Origin of the sequence: Paraburkholderia fungorum, from assembly GCF_900099835.1 — a bacterium.
Classification (GTDB): Bacteria; Pseudomonadota; Gammaproteobacteria; order Burkholderiales; family Burkholderiaceae; genus Paraburkholderia; species Paraburkholderia fungorum_A.
This window is the reverse complement of the sequence record NZ_FNKP01000001.1, coordinates 1,538,626-1,561,186: the sequence shown is the minus strand read 5'-3', so window position 1 is coordinate 1,561,186 and position 22,561 is coordinate 1,538,626. Positions and strand designations below refer to the sequence as shown.

The 22,561-nt window shown below is 63.2% G+C and carries 14 protein-coding genes; 2 read left to right on the top strand and 12 right to left on the bottom strand.

Annotated features, from left to right (window positions below; all coding sequences use genetic code 11):
* Window positions 1-42: 42 nt before the first annotated feature.
* From BLS41_RS06935 to BLS41_RS06910, 6 genes are all read right to left on the bottom strand, one after another.
* Window positions 43-753: an energy transducer TonB gene (locus BLS41_RS06935; protein WP_074763626.1), complete on the bottom strand. Its 711-nt coding sequence runs from the start codon at window positions 751-753 to the stop codon at window positions 43-45.
* Window positions 754-1,726: 973 nt separating this feature from the next.
* Window positions 1,727-7,666 carry an excinuclease ABC subunit UvrA gene (gene uvrA, locus BLS41_RS06930; protein WP_074763625.1) on the bottom strand — a complete coding sequence of 1,980 codons (5,940 nt, stop codon included), beginning with the start codon at window positions 7,664-7,666 and terminating at the stop codon, window positions 1,727-1,729.
* 301 nt (window positions 7,667-7,967) lie between these two features.
* Window positions 7,968-9,503, bottom strand: a complete 1,536-nt coding sequence (locus BLS41_RS06925; RefSeq protein WP_074763624.1) for a cysteate racemase — start codon at window positions 9,501-9,503, stop codon at window positions 7,968-7,970.
* A gap of 184 nt (window positions 9,504-9,687) precedes the next feature.
* Window positions 9,688-11,001, bottom strand: coding sequence for an MFS transporter (locus tag BLS41_RS06920; RefSeq protein WP_074763623.1), 1,314 nt, complete (start codon window positions 10,999-11,001; stop codon window positions 9,688-9,690).
* Window positions 11,002-11,074: 73 nt separating this feature from the next.
* Window positions 11,075-12,328: a CaiB/BaiF CoA transferase family protein gene (locus BLS41_RS06915; RefSeq protein ID WP_074763622.1), complete on the bottom strand. Its 1,254-nt coding sequence runs from the start codon at window positions 12,326-12,328 to the stop codon at window positions 11,075-11,077.
* Window positions 12,325-14,091 carry an acyl-CoA dehydrogenase family protein gene (locus BLS41_RS06910; RefSeq protein ID WP_436971995.1) on the bottom strand — a complete coding sequence of 589 codons (1,767 nt, stop codon included), beginning with the start codon at window positions 14,089-14,091 and terminating at the stop codon, window positions 12,325-12,327. Before BLS41_RS06910 ends, BLS41_RS06915 begins: the two co-directional genes overlap by 4 nt.
* 158 nt (window positions 14,092-14,249) lie before the next feature.
* Here BLS41_RS06910 and BLS41_RS06905 point away from each other — a divergent pair, with 158 nt between their 5' ends.
* Window positions 14,250-15,176, top strand: a complete 927-nt coding sequence (locus tag BLS41_RS06905) for a LysR family transcriptional regulator (protein WP_074763620.1) — start codon at window positions 14,250-14,252, stop codon at window positions 15,174-15,176.
* Here the strand turns inward: BLS41_RS06905 and BLS41_RS06900 are convergent.
* The 3 genes from BLS41_RS06900 to BLS41_RS06890 form a co-directional block, all read right to left on the bottom strand.
* Entirely contained in the window at window positions 15,146-15,463 is a 318-nt protein-coding gene (locus BLS41_RS06900; protein WP_074763619.1) for a single-stranded DNA-binding protein, read from the bottom strand. The two genes, BLS41_RS06905 and BLS41_RS06900, sit on opposite strands and share 31 nt — an antisense overlap.
* 130 nt (window positions 15,464-15,593) lie before the next feature.
* On the bottom strand, window positions 15,594-16,517 hold the full coding sequence (locus tag BLS41_RS06895) for a LysR family transcriptional regulator (protein WP_074763618.1): 924 nt from the start codon (window positions 16,515-16,517) through the stop codon (window positions 15,594-15,596).
* 91 nt (window positions 16,518-16,608) lie between these two features.
* Window positions 16,609-17,517, bottom strand: coding sequence for a LysR family transcriptional regulator (locus BLS41_RS06890; protein ID WP_074763617.1), 909 nt, complete (start codon window positions 17,515-17,517; stop codon window positions 16,609-16,611).
* Window positions 17,518-17,678: 161 nt separating this feature from the next.
* On the opposite strand from BLS41_RS06890, the gene BLS41_RS06885 reads away from it, so the two are divergent.
* Window positions 17,679-18,422: an SDR family oxidoreductase gene (locus tag BLS41_RS06885; RefSeq protein ID WP_074763616.1), complete on the top strand. Its 744-nt coding sequence runs from the start codon at window positions 17,679-17,681 to the stop codon at window positions 18,420-18,422.
* 166 nt (window positions 18,423-18,588) lie between these two features.
* Here the strand turns inward: BLS41_RS06885 and BLS41_RS06880 are convergent, their stop codons facing one another.
* The 3 genes from BLS41_RS06880 to BLS41_RS06870 all read right to left on the bottom strand — a co-directional run bounded on the left by BLS41_RS06880 (window position 18,589) and on the right by BLS41_RS06870 (window position 22,226).
* A complete protein-coding gene (locus tag BLS41_RS06880; protein ID WP_074763615.1) occupies window positions 18,589-19,614 on the bottom strand; it encodes an aldo/keto reductase in 1,026 nt (341 codons plus the stop codon).
* Window positions 19,615-19,720: 106 nt separating this feature from the next.
* Window positions 19,721-21,430 carry a tetratricopeptide repeat protein gene (locus BLS41_RS06875; RefSeq protein ID WP_074763614.1) on the bottom strand — a complete coding sequence of 570 codons (1,710 nt, stop codon included), beginning with the start codon at window positions 21,428-21,430 and terminating at the stop codon, window positions 19,721-19,723.
* 244 nt (window positions 21,431-21,674) lie between these two features.
* Window positions 21,675-22,226 carry a DUF4142 domain-containing protein gene (locus BLS41_RS06870; RefSeq protein ID WP_074763613.1) on the bottom strand — a complete coding sequence of 184 codons (552 nt, stop codon included), beginning with the start codon at window positions 22,224-22,226 and terminating at the stop codon, window positions 21,675-21,677.
* Window positions 22,227-22,561: the final 335 nt, after the last annotated feature.

The window sequence follows — 22,561 nt, the reverse complement described above, 5'->3', positions numbered from 1 at the left end:
CCAGACTGATAAATCGCTACCGGAACCGGACAGCCGGTGAATTCAGTTCAAATTGAACGAGAACGGAACTTGCACACGGACAGCCTGGCCTTGGGAAACGCACGAGAACTGCTTGACTGCGTTGAAGGCAGCGCGATCCAGTGACGAATCGTCTGCGGACTTCGCAACCCGCTCATTCGTAATATGGCCCTGCGGATCGACAACGAACTCGATCACGACGTCGCCCGTCACGTTGTTTTCCTGCGCCTCTTTCGGATAGCGGATCGACGAACGGATCTGATCCGAATTCGGGCACACGACGCCGACTTCCGTGCTGACCGGTTTGGTCGGTGCGGGCGGGGCCGGCGGTGCGGGCGGCGCCACAGCAGGCGCGGAGACGACCGGCGCAGCCTGATGTGCGATGGTCGGTTGCGGCGGTGCCTGCACCGGCACCTCGGGCGGCGGCACGAACGGCGGCGGCGGTGGCGCGAATTTCGGCGGCGGCAATTGCACTGTCGGCAACGGCGGCGGAGGCGGCGGCTTTACCGGTTCGATGATTTTCGTTTCGATCGGATGCTGGATCACCTGCACGACTTTGGTGGCGAGGCCATTGATAAGTGCGTAGATCAGCACGACGTGCAGCAGCAAAACAATGGCGATACCGCCGAAGCGGCGAACCGGGTTTTGCTGCTTGCGCCCGAACTCGCGCGGGCGTCCCGGCCTTTCCATCCCGCCTGATGCTGCCGGAAATTGCCCTTCAACTTTCGTACCCACCTTGACTCCTCCGGCGTGAATCGTTCATTTCTGAAACTGGAATACGCTTACCTACGGCGAACAACGTCCACTTCATCCGATTCGCTAGGACTAACTATTTGATTCGGAATCCAAATTGACGAGCCCCTTCCCAACCAGAATCGAATGATCGTGGCTGAAGTAAGGGCGAGCGTCGGCAACGCGTCACGCGCGGCGAATGATCGAACCAGGTAGACGTACGGATAGGCGTACTAATGGATCAATGTCGACTCGTTCATTTCCGCTTTGCATGACCGCTAAAGACAACGTAAGGGACTCGAGCCGAAGTCGATGGAACTTTTGGCGTGAACGTCACATGCGCGTCATGGGAGGCAACAATAGCAGGACAAAAAATAAACGGTCAAACTTTTTTTGATGACAGAATACTAAGTTTAGATGAATAACTCTAATTGGCGCCGAAGTCGTATCGCTTTAAAAGAAAAAGCGAATATCGGGCAGAGAATAACTCGCATCTTGCCACTCACCTGGACAGACGTCAGCACACTCTTGCGCTGTTGTGACGTGCTCCGAAGCAGCAGACAGAACTCTGGCAACGAAGCCGAAAAGCCTTACCAGACAGGGGTTTTACGGTGCATTCAATGCAATTCCATCGCTCGCATCGAGCCCGTTTGCAGAGTGCACTGTGCGCAGCAAGGGAGCAGGTTTTGGGCGTCGGGAGGATAGCAGAAGAAAAATAGCGCTTATAAATTATTTAGCGTATTTACGACAGTTTTAATACTCGCTTTAATTATCCATTCTGCGTAATTACAAATTAATTCCAATAAATTACATATAGCCAACGAATACGGAGATGTATTGGGCGAGTAAGGCCCTGGGCGTCTTCTGTGTTGTTATGCCACCCGGGTATTTAGCAAGACGGTGACACTGCGACTACATGCGCAGCCGCTGGGCTTAACCGGAGCGACGCACTCAAGGCGCGCCGCTCCGCCCTGCTTCAACCGTTCGTGCCTTCGCCCGCGACTCGTGCCGTGCTGTTCTGCGCGCGTGCGAGTACCGGACGCAATGCGGCACCGGTATGACTAGCCGCAACCCGCGCCAATCCTTCAGGATCCGTCGCGGCGACGATCGTCCCGCCGCCTACGCCGCCTTCGGGACCGAGGTCGATAACCCAGTCGGCTTCGGCAATCACATCGAGATCGTGCTCGATCACGACGACACTATGGCCGCCATCTGCAAGACGATGCAGCACGCGGATCAGCTTCGCCACGTCGGCCATGTGCAAGCCGACTGTCGGTTCATCCAGCACATACAAAGTATGCGGCGGCTTCTGACCGCGCCGCGTGATGTCGTCGCGCACCTTGCTCAATTCGGTGACGAGCTTGATGCGCTGCGCCTCTCCGCCCGATAACGTAGGCGACGGCTGGCCGAGCGTCAGATAGCCGAGCCCGACGTCTTTCATCAACTGCAACGGGTGGCCGATGTTCGTAATCGACGAGAAGAACTCGACCGCCTCGTCGATCTCCATCGTCAACACGTCGCCGATATTCTTGCCGCGCCACGTGACTGCCAGCGTCTCCGGATTGAAGCGCTGCCCGTGGCAAACATCGCACGGCACCTTCACGTCGGGCAGGAAGCTCATGCCGATAGTGCGCACGCCTTGCCCTTCACAAGCCGGGCAACGCCCGTCGCCGGTATTGAACGAGAAACGCGACGCCGTGTAGCCACGCGCACGCGCTTCGAGCGTGCCCGCGAACAGTTTGCGAATGGCATCCCACACGCCGATGTAAGTGGCCGGACATGAACGCGGCGTTTTGCCGATCGGCGTTTGATCGACTTCAAGCACGCGGTCGATGCTTTCCCACCCGGTGATCGAATCGCACCCTTGCCAAGCATGCGTGACGTTCAGCGGCGCACGCGGCGCGGATCGCGCGAGCACGCTGGACCGCCGGTTGGCTGCGGGCTTTTCCTCAGCCGCCGCACGCGCACGCCGAGTGGCCGGCGACGACAATACCGAGCGCCCGACCGCATCCAGCAGATTGGTCATCAGCACATCGCGCGCGAGCGTCGACTTGCCTGAACCGCTGACGCCTGTCACCGCGACAAGCCGCGACAAAGGAATGCCGACCGTGACATTGCGCAGGTTATGCAGCTTTCCGCCATGCACGGTCAGCCAGTTTTCCGGCACAGCGGCCGAGCGTTTACCGGCCGCGACCACTTCACGACGCGGCTGCAACGGGTGGACGATAGGATTGGCGAGGAACTGTCCGGTCAGCGAATCCGGCTGTGCGGACAGATCCGCCACACTGCCCTGCGCGACCAGCGTACCGCCGCGCTTCCCCGCGCCCGGACCGATGTCGATGATGTGATCAGCACGTCGAATCGTGTCTTCGTCGTGCTCGACCACCACCAGCGTATTGCCCTTTTCGCCCAGCTTGCGCAACGCGTTCAGGAGAATCTGGTTGTCGCGCGGATGCAAACCGATTGTCGGTTCGTCGAGCACGTAGCACACGCCTTGCAGATTGCTGCCGAGTTGCGCGGCGAGCCGGATACGCTGCGCCTCGCCACCCGACAAACTGGGCGCCGCGCGATCGAGGCTCAGATAACCGAGCCCAACTTCTTCCAGAAATTGCAGGCGGCTGCCGATTTCGCTGATCACGTCACGCGCGATTTCCGCGTCGCGGCCGGTCATTTCCAACGTGTCGATCCACGCGCGCGTGTCGGACACGGTCCATTGCGCGACATCGGTAATCGATTGTGTGTTGAACGTAACGGCGCGCGCCGTCAGATTCAGACGCGTGCCCGAGCAATCCGGACACGGTTCGTCGGCAAGACCTTCGGGCTCCTGTTCTTCCGATGGCAAGCTCTGCTCGCGGCCCCGATTGTCTTCGACGATGATCGTGTCGTCATAAGCCGCGCGTTGCTCCCGCGTGAGCGACAGCCCCGTACCGACACAGGTCGTACACCAGCCGTGCTTGCTGTTGTACGAGAACATGCGCGGATCGAGTTCGGGATAGCTCGTGCCACACATCGGACACGCGCGCTTGGTGGACAGCACCTTCACAGTGCCGAGCTTCGCCGTGGCGCGACCTCCGCTAATGGCGTCGTGCAGACCGTCGAGCGGCGCAAGCAGATGCATCACGCCCTTGCCGATTTCGAGGGTCTGGTCGAGCGCCTCGCGCAATTCGGCTTCGTGATCCGCCGACACGACCAGGTCCGCCACCGGCAATTCGATCGTGTGCTCACGGAAGCGGTCGAGCTTCGGCCACGGGTCCACCGGCACAAACTCGCCGTCCACCCGCAGATGCGTATTGCCGCGCGCCTTCGCCCACTTCGCGAGGTCCGTATAAACGCCCTTGCGATTGACGACCAGCGGTGCGAGGAAACCGACATGCTGGCCTTTGTGATCGCGCAGCAATTGCGCCGCGATCGACTCGACACTTTGCGATGTCACCGGCGTGCCGTCGTGAATGCAATGCTGCAAACCGAGCTTCACATACAGCAGACGCAGAAAGTGCCAGACCTCCGACGTGGTCGCGACCGTACTCTTGCGGCCACCGCGCGAGAGACGCTGTTCAATGGCGACGGTCGGCGGAATGCCGTACACGGCGTCGACCTCCGGACGCCCGGCCGGTTGCACGATGGAGCGCGCGTACGCGTTCAACGACTCGAGGTAACGGCGCTGCCCTTCGTGGAACAGAATGTCGAAGGCAAGCGTGGATTTGCCCGACCCCGACACGCCGGTAATCACGTTGAATTTGCCATGCGGAATATCCACGTCCAGCGCTTTCAGGTTGTGCTCGCGCGCGTTGACGATGCGCACCACGTCTTCGCCCTCGATCGCTCGTCGGGCACGCGCAGCGCTCAGCCCTTTCTGCAACGGAATGCCTTGCGACAGCGGTTCAGCCGCCGCGCCCATCGCGCGGTCGTATTGCAACAACGCTTCGCCGGTATGCGATTCGGCACACTGTTTGACGTCTTCCGGCGTGCCCGCGCACAGCACGCGACCACCGCCGTCGCCACCTTCTGGACCGAGATCGATCAGCCAGTCGGCCGCGCGAATCACGTCGAGATTGTGCTCGATCACGATCAGCGAATGACCGCTCGCCAGCAATTTGCCGAACGCCTGCATCAGCTTGGCGATGTCGTCGAAATGCAGGCCGGTGGTGGGTTCGTCGAACATGAACAGGCGTTTTGGCACCGCCTGTTTCGCGCTTCTAGCGGTGCGCGCCTGCGCCGATTCCGCGAGGAAGCCCGCGAGTTTGAGCCGCTGCGCTTCGCCGCCCGACAGCGTGGGCACCGGCTGACCGAGTTTCACGTATTCGAGACCCACGTCGACGATAGGCTGCAACACGCGCAATACTTCGGCATCCTTTTCGAAGTACGCAGTGGCCTCGCTGACGGTCAATTCGAGCACGTCGGCAATACTGAGCGCGCGAGCCGGCTGGCTGCGCTCGATCTTCACTTCGAGCAGTTCTGCACGATAACGGCGCCCGTCGCAATCAGGACAACGCAGATACACGTCGCTCAGGAACTGCATTTCGATATGCTCGAAACCCGAGCCGCCGCAGGTCGGGCAACGGCCGTCGCCCGAGTTGAAGCTGAACATACCGGGGCCATAGCCGCGTTGCTGCGCGAGCGGCGCCTTGGCAAACAGCTTGCGAATTTCGTCGAATGCGCCGACATAGCTGGCCGGATTCGAACGCGCCGTTTTGCCGATCGGCGACTGATCAACGAACACGACGTCGGTCACCTGATCCGCACCGGTCAGGCTTCTGAATGCGCCGGGCGATTCGGTGGCCAGACCGAAATGACGGGCCATGGCCGGATAAAGCACGTCCTGCAGCAATGTGGACTTGCCGGAGCCCGACACACCCGTCACGCAGACCAGCCGCTCCAACGGAATCTCGACGGTGACGTCGCGCAAGTTGTGTTCGGTTGCACCTTCAAGCACGATACGCGGCGTTTTCGCATCGACCGGACGTGACGACCAGTGCGCGGCGTCGGCCACATGCCGGCGGCCACCGAGATACTCGCCGGTGAGCGTGCCCGACGAACGGATCGCCTCGGGCGCGCCGTCGTAAATGATCGAACCGCCCCGCTCGCCCGGACCGGGACCCATATCGATCAGGCGATCCGCCGCCAGCATGACCGACGGGTCATGTTCAACCACCACCAGCGTATTACCCGCGTCACGCAGGCGATGCATTGCCTCGACGATCCGGTTCAGATCGCGCGGATGCAGCCCGATGCTCGGCTCGTCGAGCACGAACAGCGTTTTGGTCAACGACGTGCCGAGCGCCGTGGTCAGGTTGATCCGCTGCACCTCGCCACCCGACAACGTGCGGCTTTGCCGGTCGAGCGTCAGATAACCGAGGCCCACGTCGCACAAATACTTGAGACGGGTACGCACTTCGGCGAGCAACAGCTTCAGCGCGTCGTCCAGCAACGCGGACGGCAAACTGATTTCGTCGAAGAAGCGGCGAATGCGCTCGATCGGCATCAGCATCAGATCGTGCACGGTCAGACCCGGCAACGCTTCGAGTTGCGCGCGTGTCCAGTCGACACCGCGCGGCATGAAGCGGCGCTCTGCGGCCAGCACGTCATCCGCATTCGCTTTGGTGCCGAGACGCCACAACAGCGATTCCGTCTTCAGACGCGCGCCGCCGCAGGTTTCGCACGGCGTATAGCTACGGTATTTCGACAGCAGCACGCGGATATGCATCTTGTACGCTTTCGATTCGAGATATTCGAAGAAGCGTTTGACGCCGTACCAATGGGTTTGCCACTTGCCGTTCCAGTCCGGCGAACCGTTGACGACCCAGTCGCGCTCGGCATCCGTCAGCTCGCCCCAAGGCGTGCCGCGCGGAATGTCGGCTTTCGCCGCGTAGCGCATCAGGTCGTCCTGGCATTCTTTCCACGCGGGCGTTTGCATCGGCTTGATCGCGCCGTCGCGCAGCGTCTTGCGCGCGTCGGGAATCACGAGGCCAAGGTCGACGCCGATCACGCGCCCGAAGCCCCGGCACACTTCACACGCGCCGTAAGCCGAGTTGAACGAAAACAGCGCCGGTTGCGGGTCGGCATAACGCAGATCGCTGTCCGGGTTGTGCAAGCCCGTGGAGAACCGCCAGATTGGCGGCTCGGCGCTCTGGCCCTCCGCCGCTTCAGACGACGCGGGCAGCACGTAAATATTGACGCGCCCGCCACCGCGCTTCAGCGACGCCTCGATCGCCTCGACCACCCGCTGCTTGTCCACCGAACGCAAACGGAAACGGTCGGCCACCACGTCGAGCACCTTGCGCTTACCGGTAGGCGAATCGACTTCGCGCTGCGCCTGCACGCGCGTGTATCCGCTCGCGGACAGCCACTGCTCCACTTCCTGTTCCGACGCGGATTCGGGCAGCTCGACGGGAAACGTGACCGCCAGCCGCGGTTCGTCCTGCTCGGTACGTTCGAGCAGATCGGCGTAGATCGTTTCCGGCGTGTCGTGGCGCACCTGCTGTGCGGTCTTGCGGTCGAACAATTCGGCTGCGCGCGCATACAGCAGCTTCAGGTGATCGTTCAGCTCCGTCATCGTGCCTACGGTGGAACGCGAACTGCGCACCGGATTGGTCTGGTCGATCGCGATGGCAGGCGGCACACCGTCCACCCGGTCGACCTGCGGCCGGTCCATGCGGTCGAGGAACTGACGCGCGTAGGCGCTGAAGGTTTCGACGTAGCGCCGCTGACCTTCCGCGTAAAGCGTGTCGAACACGAGGCTCGATTTACCGGACCCGGACGGCCCGGTAACGACCGTCATTTCGCCGGTTCGTACGTCGAGATCGATGTTCTTGAGATTGTGCTGGCGCGCGCCGCGGATCTTGATAGTGCCGTTAGATGACAATTTTTCCGACCGTCTGAATGAATGTCTGAATGGGCGGGCCCGAGTGGGCCACATGTCACGGACGCCTCGCGACCGCGCAAGTTCGGTGCAGCCGGGGTGGCAGCGCAGACGCGCCGAAGCCCGGCTTGCAACGGAATACTATACTGTATATCTATACAGTTTTCCATGACCCTGCCGGGAGGGTGCCCGGAAGTGTAGCGGGCGTGAATGACGGCAAAACCGGGAGACACTGGATGGTGGCAGCAAGGGTTGTGCCGATTCGGAAGGCGGATGAAGCCAGGCGCAAAGCGGCCCGGCTGAGAAAAATAACGAAGAGCGATCAGGCCATCGGTGTGAAGAAGCCAGCGGCCGCCGCTTAGCCGTAAGCGCTCTCCGCACCAACCGGACTTTGCGCCGATGCGGTTTCGTCCGCACCCGCGCCCGCCCCGGCGCCATCCAGCACGCCGCGCTGACCCAGCGCATGCGCCACGCAAGCCCGAGCCAGCACCTCGGTCGGATCGACCAGCCGCACCACCCGTCCACCCGGACACGCCAGCACCGCGTCGCGCAACAGCAGCGGCAACTCGGTGCACGCCAGCACGATCACCTGCACGCCTTGGGCAACGAGATCGTCGACTGCGGCGGCGACATCGTCGGCGCACTCGCCCGACGTGTAACCCGCCTTGGCGCCGCGAGGACCATACACGGCGTTCATCAGACGCGCCTGCGCCGACGCGGCGGGCGCAATCTGCACGAAGCCGCGCGTCTGCAGCGACCGCTCATACACGCCGCTTGCGAGCGTGCCCGACGTCGCCAGCACGCCCACTTCGCGCAGCGTCGGAAAACTCTCGCGCAGATAATCGACGGTACAGGTCAGCATATTGATGATCGGCACCTTCAACGACGACTGAATCTGCTCGACGAACGCATGCGCGGTATTGCACGGAATCGCGATCAGATTCGCGCCGCCCTCTTCCAGCGTTTTGCATGCGGCATACAGCGCGAGCGTCGGGTCGTCGCCGTGGCCGAGCAGCGCGTCGGTCCGATCCGGAATCTGCGGATTCTGCTCGACCATCACCTTGATATGGTCCTGATCGCGCGATGCCGGCGTGTTGCGCACCAGCTTCGCCATGAAATCGACCGTTGCCGCAGGCCCGACGCCGCCGACCACGCCGAGCTTGAAGCGCGCGTCCGGCTGCGAATATTGATCGGACGCGACATAGCGCGCATAGACCTGGTTGGCATCGACGAACGGCACGTCGAGCGCACCGAGCGCGCGTTTGACGAGGCCGATTTCCGCGAGTCCCGGCACGATCAGTTCGGCGCCCTGGGCAATCAGGTCCGCGCAAGCTGCGCGCAGCAATTCGACCGGCCGGCCGAACAGACGGCCGTTCCGGATGCCCTCGTCGCCATACACGGCGCCCGACACGCAGTCGATCCCGGTCTCGCTACGCGGATGCAGCACGTCGAATCGACCTGCGTCGAAGTAACGCTCGAAAAGGCCGTTTTCGCGGATCGTCGCGGACGTGAGCACGCCGATCCGGCGCACCGAAGGGAAGGCGCGCCGCACATGCGCGCGCAGCGCCGTCATGATGTTCGCGACCGGCACGCCGACGTTGGCCGACAACTCGTCGATAAAGGTATGGCAGAGAAAACACGGCAGCACGATCGCGTCGACGCCGCGTTTTTCGAGCGTGCGTATCGCATCGAACACATGAATCCTGAACTGCGCATTCGCGGCGTCCGGCGCATCCGGTGAAACGGAGCCTTGCCAGGATCGCTGTTCGAGAACGAGGTCGAAAGGACGGCCCGCGCCAGGCCGGTTCGACGCCACACTCATCCGGCTCAGCACGTCGGCGCTGGCGAATTGCGCCGCGCCCGTCACCACTCCTAGCGAACGAAAGCGATTCATGATGACTTCCCCTGTCATTGAGTCTGCTCGCCTTGATGGTAGGCGGCTTTTGAGCGCTTGAGGATGACATTATGTCGGGCGCGTATGACGTGGGGTTAACCACGAACGCGTCCTTTCCACGCGTTTCGCCGGGTCAATCGAACTCGATATTGCAATGGCAGCCGCAGCGGTTCAGGGAAAACCGTCAGGCGACTTCGACGACGCCTCGCGCCGCGCCCCGCTTGCGGCGCTCCAGCGTGCCGATGCACACCAGCGAGATGGCCGCGAGGCAACTGTAAAACACGGCGAGCGGCCACCATGCGCCCGGATAACGATGCGCGAGCACGGTCCCGATCAGCGGCGTCAAACCACCGGCCAGTGCCGCGCAGACCTGATAGGACAGCGAGATCGCCGAATAGCGGACGCGCACCGGAAACGCCGTCGACATGAACCCCGCCATCACCGCATACGAACTCGACATGCACATCACCGCGAGCGCGACGCCGACCACGATCGCCACCGGCCGGCCGGTCGACACGAGCGCGAACATCGGATAAGGCGACAGCATCGCCAGCGCCGCCGCGCCCTTCAGGAAACGCCCCGTGCCGATGCGTTGCGCGAACCATCCCGAGCCAAGCTGCGTGAACAGTTGGATAAACGCGACCACGAACAGACAGTCGAGAATCAGCGAGCGGTCGAGTCCGAGCGTCTGCGTCGTGTAATTCAGCATGAACGTGTTGACGAACCACGCACCGGCCACGCCGATCACGTTTGCGCCGAGGCACAGCAGCAGCGTGCGCCACGAATCGCGCACGACCTCGGCAACCGGCAACGCGGCGACTCTCCGCTGAGCTTTCAGCGCATTGAACTCCGGCGATTCGCCGACGCCTGCGCGAATCAGCAGACCGACCACCAGCAGCACCGCGCTCGCAAGAAACGGCAGGCGCCATCCCCAGCTGAAAAACGCATCTTTATCCATCGACGCCACCGCGCGGAACGCCAGCAGCGACAGGATCAACCCGGCCGGGCTGCCCAACTGCGCGAACGACGCGAAAAACGTGCGCTTGCCCTTCGGCGCATGTTCGCTCGCCATCAGCACCGCGCCGCCCCACTCACCGCCGATCGCCACGCCCTGCGCGACCCGCAGCAGCACCAGCAGAACCGGCGCCCACATGCCCGCGCTCGCGTAGGTCGGCAAGAAGCCGATGCCGACCGTGCCGACGCCCATGATCGCGAGCGTCGCCACCAGCGCTTTCTTCCGGCCGATGCGGTCGCCCAGGTGGCCGAACACCAGTCCGCCAAAAGGCCGCGCGAAGAAGCCGACCGCGAAGGTCCCAAACGACGCGAGCGTCGCGAAAAACGGATCGCTGCCGGGAAAAAACAGCTTGCCGAAAATCAGCGCGGATGCCGTGGCGTAGATGTAAAAGTCGTACCACTCGATCGTGGTGCCGACAAAAGCGGCCGCTGCCGCGCGCGTGGGTTGCCGGGTGGCGGCGTGGTCGTCGGATGCGCGATTCATGTGTCTGTCTCCAAGGTCATTCTTCTGGGAGGCGCGGCTATCTGTGTGCCGTCGCCGGGAAACCGCTGGTGGGTCAGGCTTTGGCTACCTCGGCCTGGTGCGCCTTTGCTTCGGATGCCTCACGTCCGTCGGCCTTCAGCACGCCCGCGTCGAACAGGCGCTGCTGGGTGGCCGCGTCGATCCCCAACGCGTCGAGCACGTCACGCGTATCGGCGCCGAGCGACGGTGGCGCGCTGCGATAAGTGGCGGGCGTGCGCGACAACTTGATCGGCGAGGCGGTGCCGCGATACTCGCCCATCTCGACCACCATCTGCCGATGCAGCGTATGCGGATGGCGCGCGACGACATCGACCGTTTGCACCGGGCCGCACGGCACACCCGCGTTGATCAGCGCCTGCGCGAGCGGTTCGCAGTCGTGCGCGGCGAGCAGGTTTTCGAGCGCCGCTTTCAATGGCTCGCGATGCGCGCAGCGGCTGCGGTTGTCAGCGTAACGCGGATCGCCGGCGAGTTCGGGCGCGCCGAGATGCGCGCATAACCGCGCGAATTGCCGGTCGTTGCCGACTGCGAGAAAGATCGGCGCGGTCGCGGTGCGATAGCTGTCGTACGGCGTGATGTTCGGGTGTGCGTTGCCGCTGCGCTGCGGCGTGCGTCCCGAGCCGAAATAGTTCGGCAGATGCGGATGCAGCAGCGACACGCCGCAGTCGTACAACGCGATATCGATCGACTGGCCGTGCCCGCTTTTCGCGCGCTCGGCGAGCGCGAGCAGAATGCCCGCGAGCGCGTTCAGGCCGGTGACCATATCGACCACCGGCAAGCCGACCCGCGTGGCGGGTCCGTCGCGCTCGCCGTTCACGCTCATCAGGCCGGTCATCGCCTGAATCGCGGCGTCGTAGCCGGGTAAGCCGCCGAGCGGGCCGTCGGGGCCGAAGCCCGACACCGCGCAATGAATCAGCTTCGGAAAGCGCACACGCAGATCGCGCTCGTAGTCCATGCCCCAGCGCGCGAGCGTGCCGGGTTTGAAGTTTTCGACCAGCACGTCGGCGTCGTCGAGAAGCTGCCACAGAATCGCGCGGCCTTCTTCACGCGACAGATCGACCGCGATGCCCTGCTTGTTGCGGTTCACGCCCGCGAAATACCACGCGGTGTCGCCATAGAACGGCGGCCCCCAGCCGCGTGTTTCGTCGCCGTCCGGCGGTTCCAGTTTGATGACCTGCGCGCCGTGATCGGCGAGCGCCTGCGTGCAGTACGGGCCGCCGAGCACGCGGCTCAGATCGACGACCTTGATGCCTTGCAGCGCGCCTTGAGTTTGATGCGTCGCGGCGGTCATTGCGCGGCTCCTGCGGGCAGCAGTTGGATCGCCTGACCGAGCGTGATCGCGCGGCCATCGACGAGCGCGTCGATCACGTCGACATCGTCCGTTGCGCTGTACGGATCGAGCGGATCGGACGGCAGCAACTTGTGCCGCACCACCAGATGCGCGAGCGCCAGACGCCGGTAATCCGGCGCAAGTTGCACGCCTTCGCACGCCATCAGCACCGCCGTACTCGCGTGATACAACGCCGAGCCCGCCTGCCGGACGCACTCGTCGCGACCGGAATCGGCCACGCTCGCGAGTGCATCGCAAGCCCGCGTCAAGGTCAAGCGCAGCAACGCGAGACTCTGGGCCGGCAAACCGGCCGCGCCGAGCAAATCGTTCAGATAGTCGCGCAACGGTTCGAGCGCGCCGTCGCGTTTCGCCGCGCGCGCGATATCGAGCGCGACGATGTTGCTGGTGCCTTCCCAGATCGACCCGAGATGCGCGTCGCGCACGAGCCGCGCGTCGCTCCATTCCTCGATATAGCCGGTGCCGCCGCGCACTTCCATTGCATCGCCGGTCACGCGGCGCGCGTCGCGGCACGCGCGGAATTTGATCAGTGGCGTGAGAATGCGCACGCATTTCGCCGCCTGACGGTCGCCCGCATCGGCGAGCGGCAGCAACTGCGCGATGCGGATGAACATCGAGCGCGCCTGTTCGGCGGGCAGCATCATCTTCAGCAGTTGCCGCTGCATCAGCGGCATGTCGATCAGTTTGCGGCCGAATGCTTCGCGGTTTCGCGCGATATGCAGCGCTTCCGTCAGCGCACGCCGCATCAACCCGGCAGCACGCACGCCGTTCGAGAGCCGCGACATGTTGATCATGTCGGCCATCTGATGAAAACCGCGCCCCACTTCGCCGATCAGATACGCGACCGCGCCTTCCAGCACGATCTCGCCGCTCGCCATCGAGCGGCTGCCGAGCTTGTCTTTCAGACGCACAATCCGGTAGCTGTTGCGCGAGCCGTCGGGCAAGGTTTTCGCCAGCAGGAACAGGCCGAGCCCGTTGATGCCGGGCGGTGCATCGTCGGGGCGCGCGAGCACCATCGCGAGGTCGGCGTCGGCGTTCGAGCAGAACCATTTGTCGCCGGACAGACGCCATTCCGGCTCGCCGTTCGCGTCGGTTCCGCGCGTTGCCCGCGTGGCGATACGCGCGACATCGGAGCCCGCCGCCTGCTCGGTCATGAACATCGCGCCCTGAAACAGCGTGTCGAAATCGCGCGACGCGAGCATCGGCAGAAAACGCGCGACCAGTTCGGGCGCGCCGAATTTGCGCAGCGTGCGAGTCAGCGAATCGGTCATGCTGACGGGGCAGCACAAGCCGAATTCCGCCTGCACGAACAGGAACGTCAACGCGTATTTCACGAGCGGCGGCGGCGCTGTTCTGCGTGGCTGGGTGTCGTGGCTCATCGACGCCAGCCCCAACTCCGCGTAAGCGACGCGTTCCAGCGCGACGTAATCGGGATGCTTGTCGATGCTTTGCAGTGCCTCGCCGCGACGCGTGCGGTGGTGCAGTTGCGGCGGGTTTTTGTCGGCGGAAAGCGCCCAGAGGTCGAGTTCGTCCGACGCGCGTTGCCCCAGCGAAACGAACTGGCTTTCGAGTTCACGATACAACGCGTCGCCGAGATGCAGTTTCAGCAACCGCGCGAAATCGGGATCGCTGGTGAAGAAGTTGATGCCCCGGCTATCGGGGATATTGGACGAGCCGTTTTCCGGCCGCGCGACGATGCCGCTGATATCGCTGATGTTGGTCATGCCTGTCTCCTGGCCCATGTGTCATGGATGCATCATGGATGCGTTCTGGAGCCAGCATAGAAGCGGCGTCGATAATCGTCTAATACAACTTATATCCGGTACGATAGACAACGCTTATCGATAAGAAACCGGAGACCTCCATGGACCTCAAGCAACTTCGCTATTTCGTGGCGGTCGCCGAAGAGCTTCATTTCGGCCGCGCGGCCAAACGGCTGTTCATTTCGCAGCCCGCGCTCAGTTTCGACATCCGCAAGTTCGAGGAGCAACTCGGCGTGCAACTGCTGGCGCGCACCAACAAATCGGTTGCGCTCACCAACGCCGGTCAGGTGCTGCTGGGCGAAGCGCGCCGCCTGTTATTGCAGGCGAGCGAGGCCGAGCGCATCACGGTTCGCTCCGCGCATGGGCTCGCAGGGCGGCTGCGAATCGGCTTCGTCAACTCGATGCTGTATCGCGGAATGCCACAGGCGGTGAGCCGATTCGAGGCCGACTATCCGGGCGTCGAAATCGTCTTGAAGGAGATGAACACCAGCGAGCAGGTCCACGCCATCCAGCGGATGCAGATCGACATGGGCTGCGCGCATTGGGGCAATTTTCCGTCGGACGTGATTTCGTCGCCGGTATTTTCCGAGCCGTTTCTGTGCTGCCTGCCCGCGACTCATCCGCTCGCGCGCAAACGCAAAGTCGATCTGCGCGCGCTCGCGCAGGAGCCGTTCATTCTATTTCCGCGTACCGTGTCGCCGCATTATCACGATCTGATCATCGCGCAATGCGTCGGGGCCGGGTTCAGTCCGCTGATTCGCCATGAGGCGCGCTTGTGGCAGACCGTCGTGACGATGGTCGGCTTCGGCATGGGCGTGGCGCTGGTGCCGTACACGTTGCAGCAGGTGCAGGACCCGCGCGTGTGCTTTTTGCCGCTGCGTGGCGAGACTTTGCTGTCACAGGTTTTGCTGCTGCGACGAAACGCGGACACTGAGCCGGTCGCGGACCGCTTCGTCGACTATCTCCGCGAAGCGGGCGCGGCGCCGGAGAAAACGCGTCAGGCTTCGGCGTCGCGGCGGCCGTCGTAGGCGGTCAGAAGTTTGTGGGCAATCATGTCCACGGCCGGTTTGACGAGACCGTTCTTGTCGGTCCAGACCTTCGGCGTAATGGTCCCGCTCAGCGCGACGCTGTCGGCGTCGGACAACGCGAGCAGCGCGGTCTGCACATCGTCGTCGAAAGCAATCACGTTGACGAAAATCGTGTCGCCGTCGTTGGTGGTCGCCCGCACTTTGCAGGTCACGAAACGCCTGCCGTTCTGCCCGGTGCGAATCTGCGCCTCGCCGTATAACCGCCCGCCCACCAGTCCATCGATCATTGCCCTGCTCCTGTCACTGTTACCGTTACTGTGCAGAAAGCGGAATTGCCCGGCACGGTGCGTATGATCCCATGAGACGCCATGCCCGCAGCAGAAAAGACGCTTTCTAACGCGGGAAAATGGCCCACCTCTACCCGCCCATCGTTATATCGACGCCGCGCACGAGACGCTTCGCCAATCGCGGCTGCCGCAACTGTTCAAGCCACCATTGCAATGCGCGCCCTTCGTGATCACCGCGCCATGCGACATACAACACGTTCGGCTCGCGCGGATCGGCGGTCGTCTTCTCGATCAGTTCACCGTTCTTCAATAACGACGCCACCCGTTGACGCGGCACCCATCCCACGCCCAGGCCATCGCGCTGCGCGAGAATCTTGGCGCGCATGCCTGGCACGGCCAGCGATGACTGTCCGCCTATCACGCCGTACGCTCGCCCCGCTGTCGCGCGCGACGAATCGGCGACGACCACGGCGCGATGCGCGAGTATCTGCTCGCGGCCCAGCGGCCCCTCGACCGACGCCAGCGGATGGCGCGGCGAGACCGCGAAAACCCACTCCATCACGCCGAGTTCGAACCAGCGCAAACCGGGAATCGCCGGCGGCTCGTTGGTCGCGCCGACGATCAGATCCGCGCGGCCGTCGCGCAACGCCTCCCACGTGCCGCCCAGCACTTCGTGCGTAAAACGCAGCTTGACGCCGGAGTCGAGCGTATCGAACGCGCGCACCACCGGCATCAGCAATTCGAATTCGAGGATCTCGTCCGTCACCACCCACAGCCGATCCTCCCAGCCGCTCGCGATCTGCCGCACACGTTGCGTCATGCGCGCCATGTCGAGCAGCAGACGCGCGGCTTCATCGGCGAGAAGCTGACCGGCGGGCGTCAGTTGCAGGCGGTAGCGACGGCGGTCGAACAGCAGCGCGTCGAAGCGCGTCTCGAGTTGGCGCGCGGCATGCGAAATCGTGGATGGCGCTTTGCCGAGCCGCGCCGCTGCACGCGACAGACTGCCGGTTTCGCGGATTGCGTCGAGCAAAGCCAGTTCGTCTTCCGACAACATGTTCGATTCCTTCGAACGGGTTCAGGATGCTGCGATGGTACTGGGAAAATGGGAACACACACCGTGCGTCTAAAGCCTTGATGTCGTGGGGTTACGACAGGCGCTGCGCCTTCTCCGCCGCTTCGAAAATGTCGCGCAGCCATTGCGCGAACACCCGTACGCGCGACGACAACTGGCGATTCTGCGGATACAACACCGACACCGGCATCGGCGGCGGCGGGAAATTCGCGAGGATGATCTTGAGGCGTCCGGCGGCGAGGTCGCCCGCCACGCGGTACTGCGGCACCTGCACGATGCCGAGTCCGGCGAGCGCCGATCCGGCATACAGGTCGGCGCCCGTCACCGAGACCGCCGAAGGCAGCACCATCGCGATATCGCGGCCGCCGACGCTGAATTCGAGCGGCACCGGCTTGCCCGTCGCACTCGACACGTAATTCACCGCCCGATGCGTGGACAGTTCCGACGGATCGGCAGGCTCGCCATATTCAGCGAGATACGCCGGGCTCGCGACGGTGACCTGACGCAATTCGGCGACGCGCCGCCCGACCATCGACGAATCCTGCAGATTGCCGGCCCGCAACACGCAGTCGATACCTTCGCGCACCAGATCGACCAGCCGGTCGTCTTCGGCAATCGTCAGTTCGATGTCGGGAAACCGCGCGAGAAACGCCGGCAACGCGGACACGACGAAGTAACGCGCGAGCGTGCCTTGCAGATTCACCCGCAGCAGCCCCTTCGGCGCGAGGTTCGAAAACGAACCCTCGGCCTCTTCCATGTCGGCGATCAGCCGGACGCAACGGCGGTAATACGCGTCGCCATCGGGCGTGAGCCGCACCGTGCGCGTGGTGCGCTCCAGCAGCCGCGCGCCGAGCCGCTGCTCCATGCGCTTCATCAGATTGGTGACGGTCGCGCGGGGAATCTGCAGATCGTCCGACGCGCGCGTGAAGCTCTGCCGCTCGGCAATCCGCACGAAAACCCGCATTTCCTCGAAACGATCCATGGTCGACGCCCGGTCGCGGTCCAGCCGCCTTTGGCTGCATAACCACTATTGTTAAAGCAAATGGAATGATGATGGTCAGTCTAACCTGATTATCTTCGTCGCAAAAGCGGTCATGATTCGTCTCACTTGCTCAACGAACCATTGATCGAAGGAAACGAATCATGAACACGACTCACAACGCTCGCGTCGCTATCGTCACCGGCGCATCGCGGGGCATCGGCGCGGCGATCGCGCAGCGGCTCGCGAAGGACGGCCTCGCGGTCGTCGTGAACTACGCGTCCAGCTCGAAGGAAGCGGACGCGCTCGTCACCGAACTGACGGCGGCAGGCGGTAATGCGATTGCGGTCAAGGCGGATGTATCGAAGGCGGACGACGTGCGGCGCCTGTTCGAGATCACCGAACAGCAACTCGGCAAGGTGGATGTGCTGATCAACAACGCAGGCGTGCTCAAGACCGTGCCGCTCGCCGATACCAGCGACGCGCTATACGACCAGACCTTCGACATCAACGTGCGCGGCACCTTCAACACGTTGCGCGAAGCGGCCACGCGGATGAACGACGGCGGACGCATCGTCAATTTTTCGAGCACGGTGCTGGCGCTGAACATGCCGGGCTATGCGATCTATACGGCGACCAAGGCGGCCGTCGAATCGTTCACGCACATTTTTGCAAAGGAATTGCGCGGCCGGAACATCACAGTGAACGCGGTCGCGCCGGGTCCGATCGCGACGGCACTGTTCCTCGAAGGCAAGACCGATGAGCAGATCGAGACGTTCTCGAAAATGCCGCCGCTGCAACGTTTGGGTCAGCCGGACGATATCGCCGCCGTGGTGTCGTTTCTGGCGGGGGCCGATTCGGGCTGGGTGAATGGGCAGGTGCTGCGGGCCAATGGTGGATTGGCCTGATGGACCGCGACGCGCTCGTCGCGAAGTTTTGCGCCCGGTCGCGGGCGATTCGGGCTGCCGCCGCCTGGCTAGCGATGACCGCGGCGCGCCCGGCCATCGCGCCAGCCGGGCTGCCCGACCTGGCAGCCCGGCGCTTTCGTGCAGCACGCGCCGCACGAAAGCGCGGTTAAACCGCCTTCGGATTGCGCTCCGCAAAACCTTCCTGATGCCAGTACGGGTAAGCCGGTCGCACCGCGCTCGCCGCATCCAGCTTCGCGACCTGCTCCGGCGTCAGATTCCAGCCGACCGCGCCGAGGTTCTGCCGCAGTTGTTCCTCATTGCGCGCGCCGATCAGCACCGTCGATACCGTCGGCCGCTGCAGCAGCCAGTTCAACGCGATTTGCGGGACCGTCTTGCCGGTTTCCGCCGCGATTTCGTCGATCGCATCGAGTACGCGGAACAGATATTCGTCGGGCACCGGCGGCCCCATGTCGGCGGTTTTATGCAGACGGCTCGAATCCGGCAGCGGCTGGCCGCGCTTGATCTTGCCCGTCAGACGCCCCCAGCCGAGCGGACTCCACACCACTGCGCCCACCCCCTGATCGACGCCGAGCGGCATCAGTTCCCACTCGTAATCGCGGCCGACCAGCGAGTAGTAGGTCTGATTCGCGACGTAGCGCGGATAGCCATAACGGTCCGCGACATCCTGCGATTTCATCAGATGCCAGCCCGAGAAATTCGACACGCCCGTGTAGCGGATCTTGCCCGCGCGCACGAGATCGTCGAGTGTCGACATGACTTCGGCGATCGGCGTTTTCGCGTCGAAGCCGTGCAACTGGAACAGGTCGATGTAATCGGTTTGCAGCCGCTTGAGCGCGGCGTCGACCGCCTGGGTCAGATGGAAACGCGACGAGCCGACGCTGTTCGGACCATCGTCGAAACGGAAGGTGGCCTTGGTGGAAATAATCGCCTTGTCGCGCTTGCCCTTCAGCGCTTCGCCCAGCACCGACTCGGACGCGCCGCCCGAATAAATGTCCGCGCTGTCGAACATCGTGACGCCCGAGTCGAAGCAGATGTCGATCAGACGACGCGCTTCGGCAACATCGGTCGCGCCCCACGCCTCGAAAAATTCGCCCTTACCGCCAAACGTGCCCGTACCGAAACTCAGTACCGGCACCTTGAAACCGGATGCACCCAGATGTCTGTATTCCATTGATGATTCTCCGTGGCATAGCCGTCGATAAAACGGACGTTCAGTCTACGCGTGTCTGCGTAAATGCGTCGGCAGGCGCGCAGGTTGACGCCACCTTGTCAGACGGTCATGCGCTTAACGCGGCGAGCGCAGTGCGGGCGTGCTGCAGCACGCTGTCCCAATCGCCGAGTGCGGGCTGACGGAACAACCGCGCGGACGGATACCAGGGCGTGTCGCTGCGTTCGAGCATCCAGCGCCAGCAGGTGTCGAAGCGGTTCAGGATCCAGACCGGCCTGTCGAGCGCGCCCGCCAGATGAGCGGTGGACGTATCGACGGAAATGACCAGATCGAGGTTGGCGACCAGCGCGGCGGTATCGGCGAAATCGTCGAGGTGCTGCGTGTAGTCTTCGACGCGATCGCGCCGTTCGCTCGCCAGCAATTGCTGTTGCGCCGCCGTGCCTTTTTGCAGGCTGAAAAAGCGCACATCCGGCAGGTCGAGGATGGGAGCCAACTGGTCGAATGCGATCGAGCGGCGTGCATCGTTCTTGCGCAATTCCGCGACATGCGGCCGGTTTCCGCCTGCCCACACGAGACCGACTTTCAGACGGTTATCGGCGGGCATGTGAATCCGGTCATGCCACTGGCGTGCGGAATCCGCGTCGGCGAATAGATAAGGCGTCGCCGATGGAATGCTGTGTTCGTCGGTCCTGAATGCCAGCGGCAAGCTCAGCAAAGGACAGTGGCAATCGAACGGCGGCAGCGGCTGCCCCGCTTCGATCAACTGATCGAAGCCGTCGAGCGTACGCATCAGGCGCATCAATTCGTGCGGCACTTCGAGCACGACCTTCGCGCCGAGCTTCGACACCATCGCGGCATAACGGCAAAACTGCAACGTGTCGCCGAGCCCCTGTTCGGCATGCAGCAGAATCGTCTTGCCGTCGAGCGGAAAATCGCCGAGCCACAACGGCTGCGCAAACTGGCGCGCGCCCGCCTTGATCCGGTTGCGCTGCCAGCGCCATTCGTATTTGCGCCAGCCGGTGTCGAAGCGTCCCATTTGCAGCAGACACAGTGACTCGTTCCAATGCGTTTCCGCCGCGTCGGGATTCACGGCGAGCGCGCGTTCGTAACTCGACAGCGCTTCGCCATGCTGGTTGAGATCGATCTGCGTGAGACCGAGATTGTTCCAGGCGTCCGCGAATGCCGGGGCCAGTTCGAGCGCGCGCCGGTAGCTGCGCTCCGCGTCCTGCGGCTGGTTCAGATCGCTCAGCGCATTGCCGCGATTGCTCCATGCATCGGGATAGCCCGGCTGCAAGGCCAGCGCGTGATCGCAACTGGCGAGTGCATCGGCGGGACGGCCCAGATCGCGCAGCACGCACGCGCGATTGTTCCAGGCGGGCGCGAATTCCGGCGACAGCGCAATGCAGCGATCGAAACTGCCGAGTGCGTCGAGCGGCTTGTTCAGGCCCGCTTGCGCATTGCCGCGATTGTTCAGCGCATCGAGAAATTTAGGTTGCAACGCCAGCGCGCGATCGGCGCTCACGAGACCTTCGTTGAAACGCTGCAATGCGTTAAGCGCGTAGGCGAGGTTCGAGTGAATCGCGGGCTGTTTCGGGTTGACGGCCAGCGCCTTCTTCAGCAGATCGATCCCGTCCTGCAGACGGCCGCTTTGCAGCATCAGCGCACCGAGCAATTGCAGCGCATCGAAATGACGGGGCTTGAGTTCGAGAATCTCGCGATAGAGTTCTTCGGCTTCGACATGTGCGCCGCTCTGTTGAAGCGCGACGGCTTGCCGGAGCATGTAGTCCAACTGTTGCGGCAGATTGGCAGGCTTGCTCATAGGGTGAGCTTGGAGTGAGTGCGGTGAAAAACGTCAGGTTTGCTTCGGGCGCTCAGCGCTGGCGATTCGCGCATGTCGCGTATCTGAAACGCAGGCCCGAAAGAAGAAGCCGATTATCGCCGAAAAGCCCGCACTTGACCTGCCGCGAGAGCAGTGAGGAACCGCGAGAAGCCGCGCGTCACGCCACAACGTGACGCGCGTGAAAAGTATGAAGCGCAAACGTTAAAACGTGAAGCGCCCCGCTTTACTGCGCCGTCGTGGACAGATGCTTACGCTTGGCCAGATCCTGCGCCATCGCGTAGTGCTGCTGGATCGTCGGCAGCGCCTTCTGCGCGGCGGCCTTCAACTGGTCGTCGCGACCCGACGCAATTTCCGCCTGGAATGCCGACAGCGTCTTCTGCTCGCCCGCCAGCGCGACCTGTTCGATATACGTCTTGTCGAAATCGGCGCCACGCAGATTGTTGATGCTCGCGAGCACGGCTGCGTCGGGATCGTTCTTCGGCACGTCGACGCCGCGCGGGCTTGCGGCGCGCAACGCGTCGGAGATTTTCGCGTTGTCGGTCGACACGCGTTCGGCGAACGCCTTCACGTCACGGTCGGTGGAACGCGAGGTGGCGATACGCGCGGCATCGCGCTGCGTCGCGACGCCCTGCGTGCCGTCGGCGATGAACGCCTGGTCGGCGGCATGCAGACGGCCCGCGTCGGCGGCGGCCGGCGCACCGGTTTGAGCGCTGGCCGCCGTGGCGACAACCAGAAGACAGGCGCTGGTGAAAGTGGCGAGAGGCAGGCGGATCATATGTTCTCCTTGAGGTGGAAGCGAAACGACAGTGATACGTGTGCGCCTTGAACCCGCTCTGCACATCATGCTTGCAGAAAGCTTTCGGTTCGTGATTGACGCCACGCTTTGATCGCCGTCGATTCTAGGAGGCGCTTCCCGGTGCAGGTGAAACGCTGCTGTCGCTTCTGTAACCTTAGGTAACCTTCATATCAATACCCGCGAAGACGTGCCGTCCAGTCGATCGAATCCGCACGAAAATCGCTGAATTTTTCGGCAGCGCCGCCGATAACCGAGAGGTAAGCCTCGCGCCAGGGCTGAACGCAACGCATCCATGGCGCGCAATAAGCAGAGCG

Coding starts and splice junctions, on each gene's coding strand:
- BLS41_RS06885 (WP_074763616.1), top strand. CDS start 17,679: ATGAACACGACTCACAACGCTCGCGTCGCTATCGTCACCGGCGCATCG.
- BLS41_RS06915 (WP_074763622.1), bottom strand. CDS start 12,328: ATGACCGCCGCGACGCATCAAACTCAAGGCGCGCTGCAAGGCATCAAG.
- BLS41_RS06875 (WP_074763614.1), bottom strand. CDS start 21,430: ATGAGCAAGCCTGCCAATCTGCCGCAACAGTTGGACTACATGCTCCGG.
- BLS41_RS06900 (WP_074763619.1), bottom strand. CDS start 15,463: ATGATCGATGGACTGGTGGGCGGGCGGTTATACGGCGAGGCGCAGATT.
- BLS41_RS06905 (WP_074763620.1), top strand. CDS start 14,250: ATGGACCTCAAGCAACTTCGCTATTTCGTGGCGGTCGCCGAAGAGCTT.
- BLS41_RS06920 (WP_074763623.1), bottom strand. CDS start 11,001: ATGAATCGCGCATCCGACGACCACGCCGCCACCCGGCAACCCACGCGC.
- BLS41_RS06925 (WP_074763624.1), bottom strand. CDS start 9,503: ATGAATCGCTTTCGTTCGCTAGGAGTGGTGACGGGCGCGGCGCAATTC.
- uvrA (WP_074763625.1), bottom strand. CDS start 7,666: ATGTGGCCCACTCGGGCCCGCCCATTCAGACATTCATTCAGACGGTCG.
- BLS41_RS06870 (WP_074763613.1), bottom strand. CDS start 22,226: ATGATCCGCCTGCCTCTCGCCACTTTCACCAGCGCCTGTCTTCTGGTT.
- BLS41_RS06895 (WP_074763618.1), bottom strand. CDS start 16,517: ATGTTGTCGGAAGACGAACTGGCTTTGCTCGACGCAATCCGCGAAACC.
- BLS41_RS06880 (WP_074763615.1), bottom strand. CDS start 19,614: ATGGAATACAGACATCTGGGTGCATCCGGTTTCAAGGTGCCGGTACTG.
- BLS41_RS06890 (WP_074763617.1), bottom strand. CDS start 17,517: ATGGATCGTTTCGAGGAAATGCGGGTTTTCGTGCGGATTGCCGAGCGG.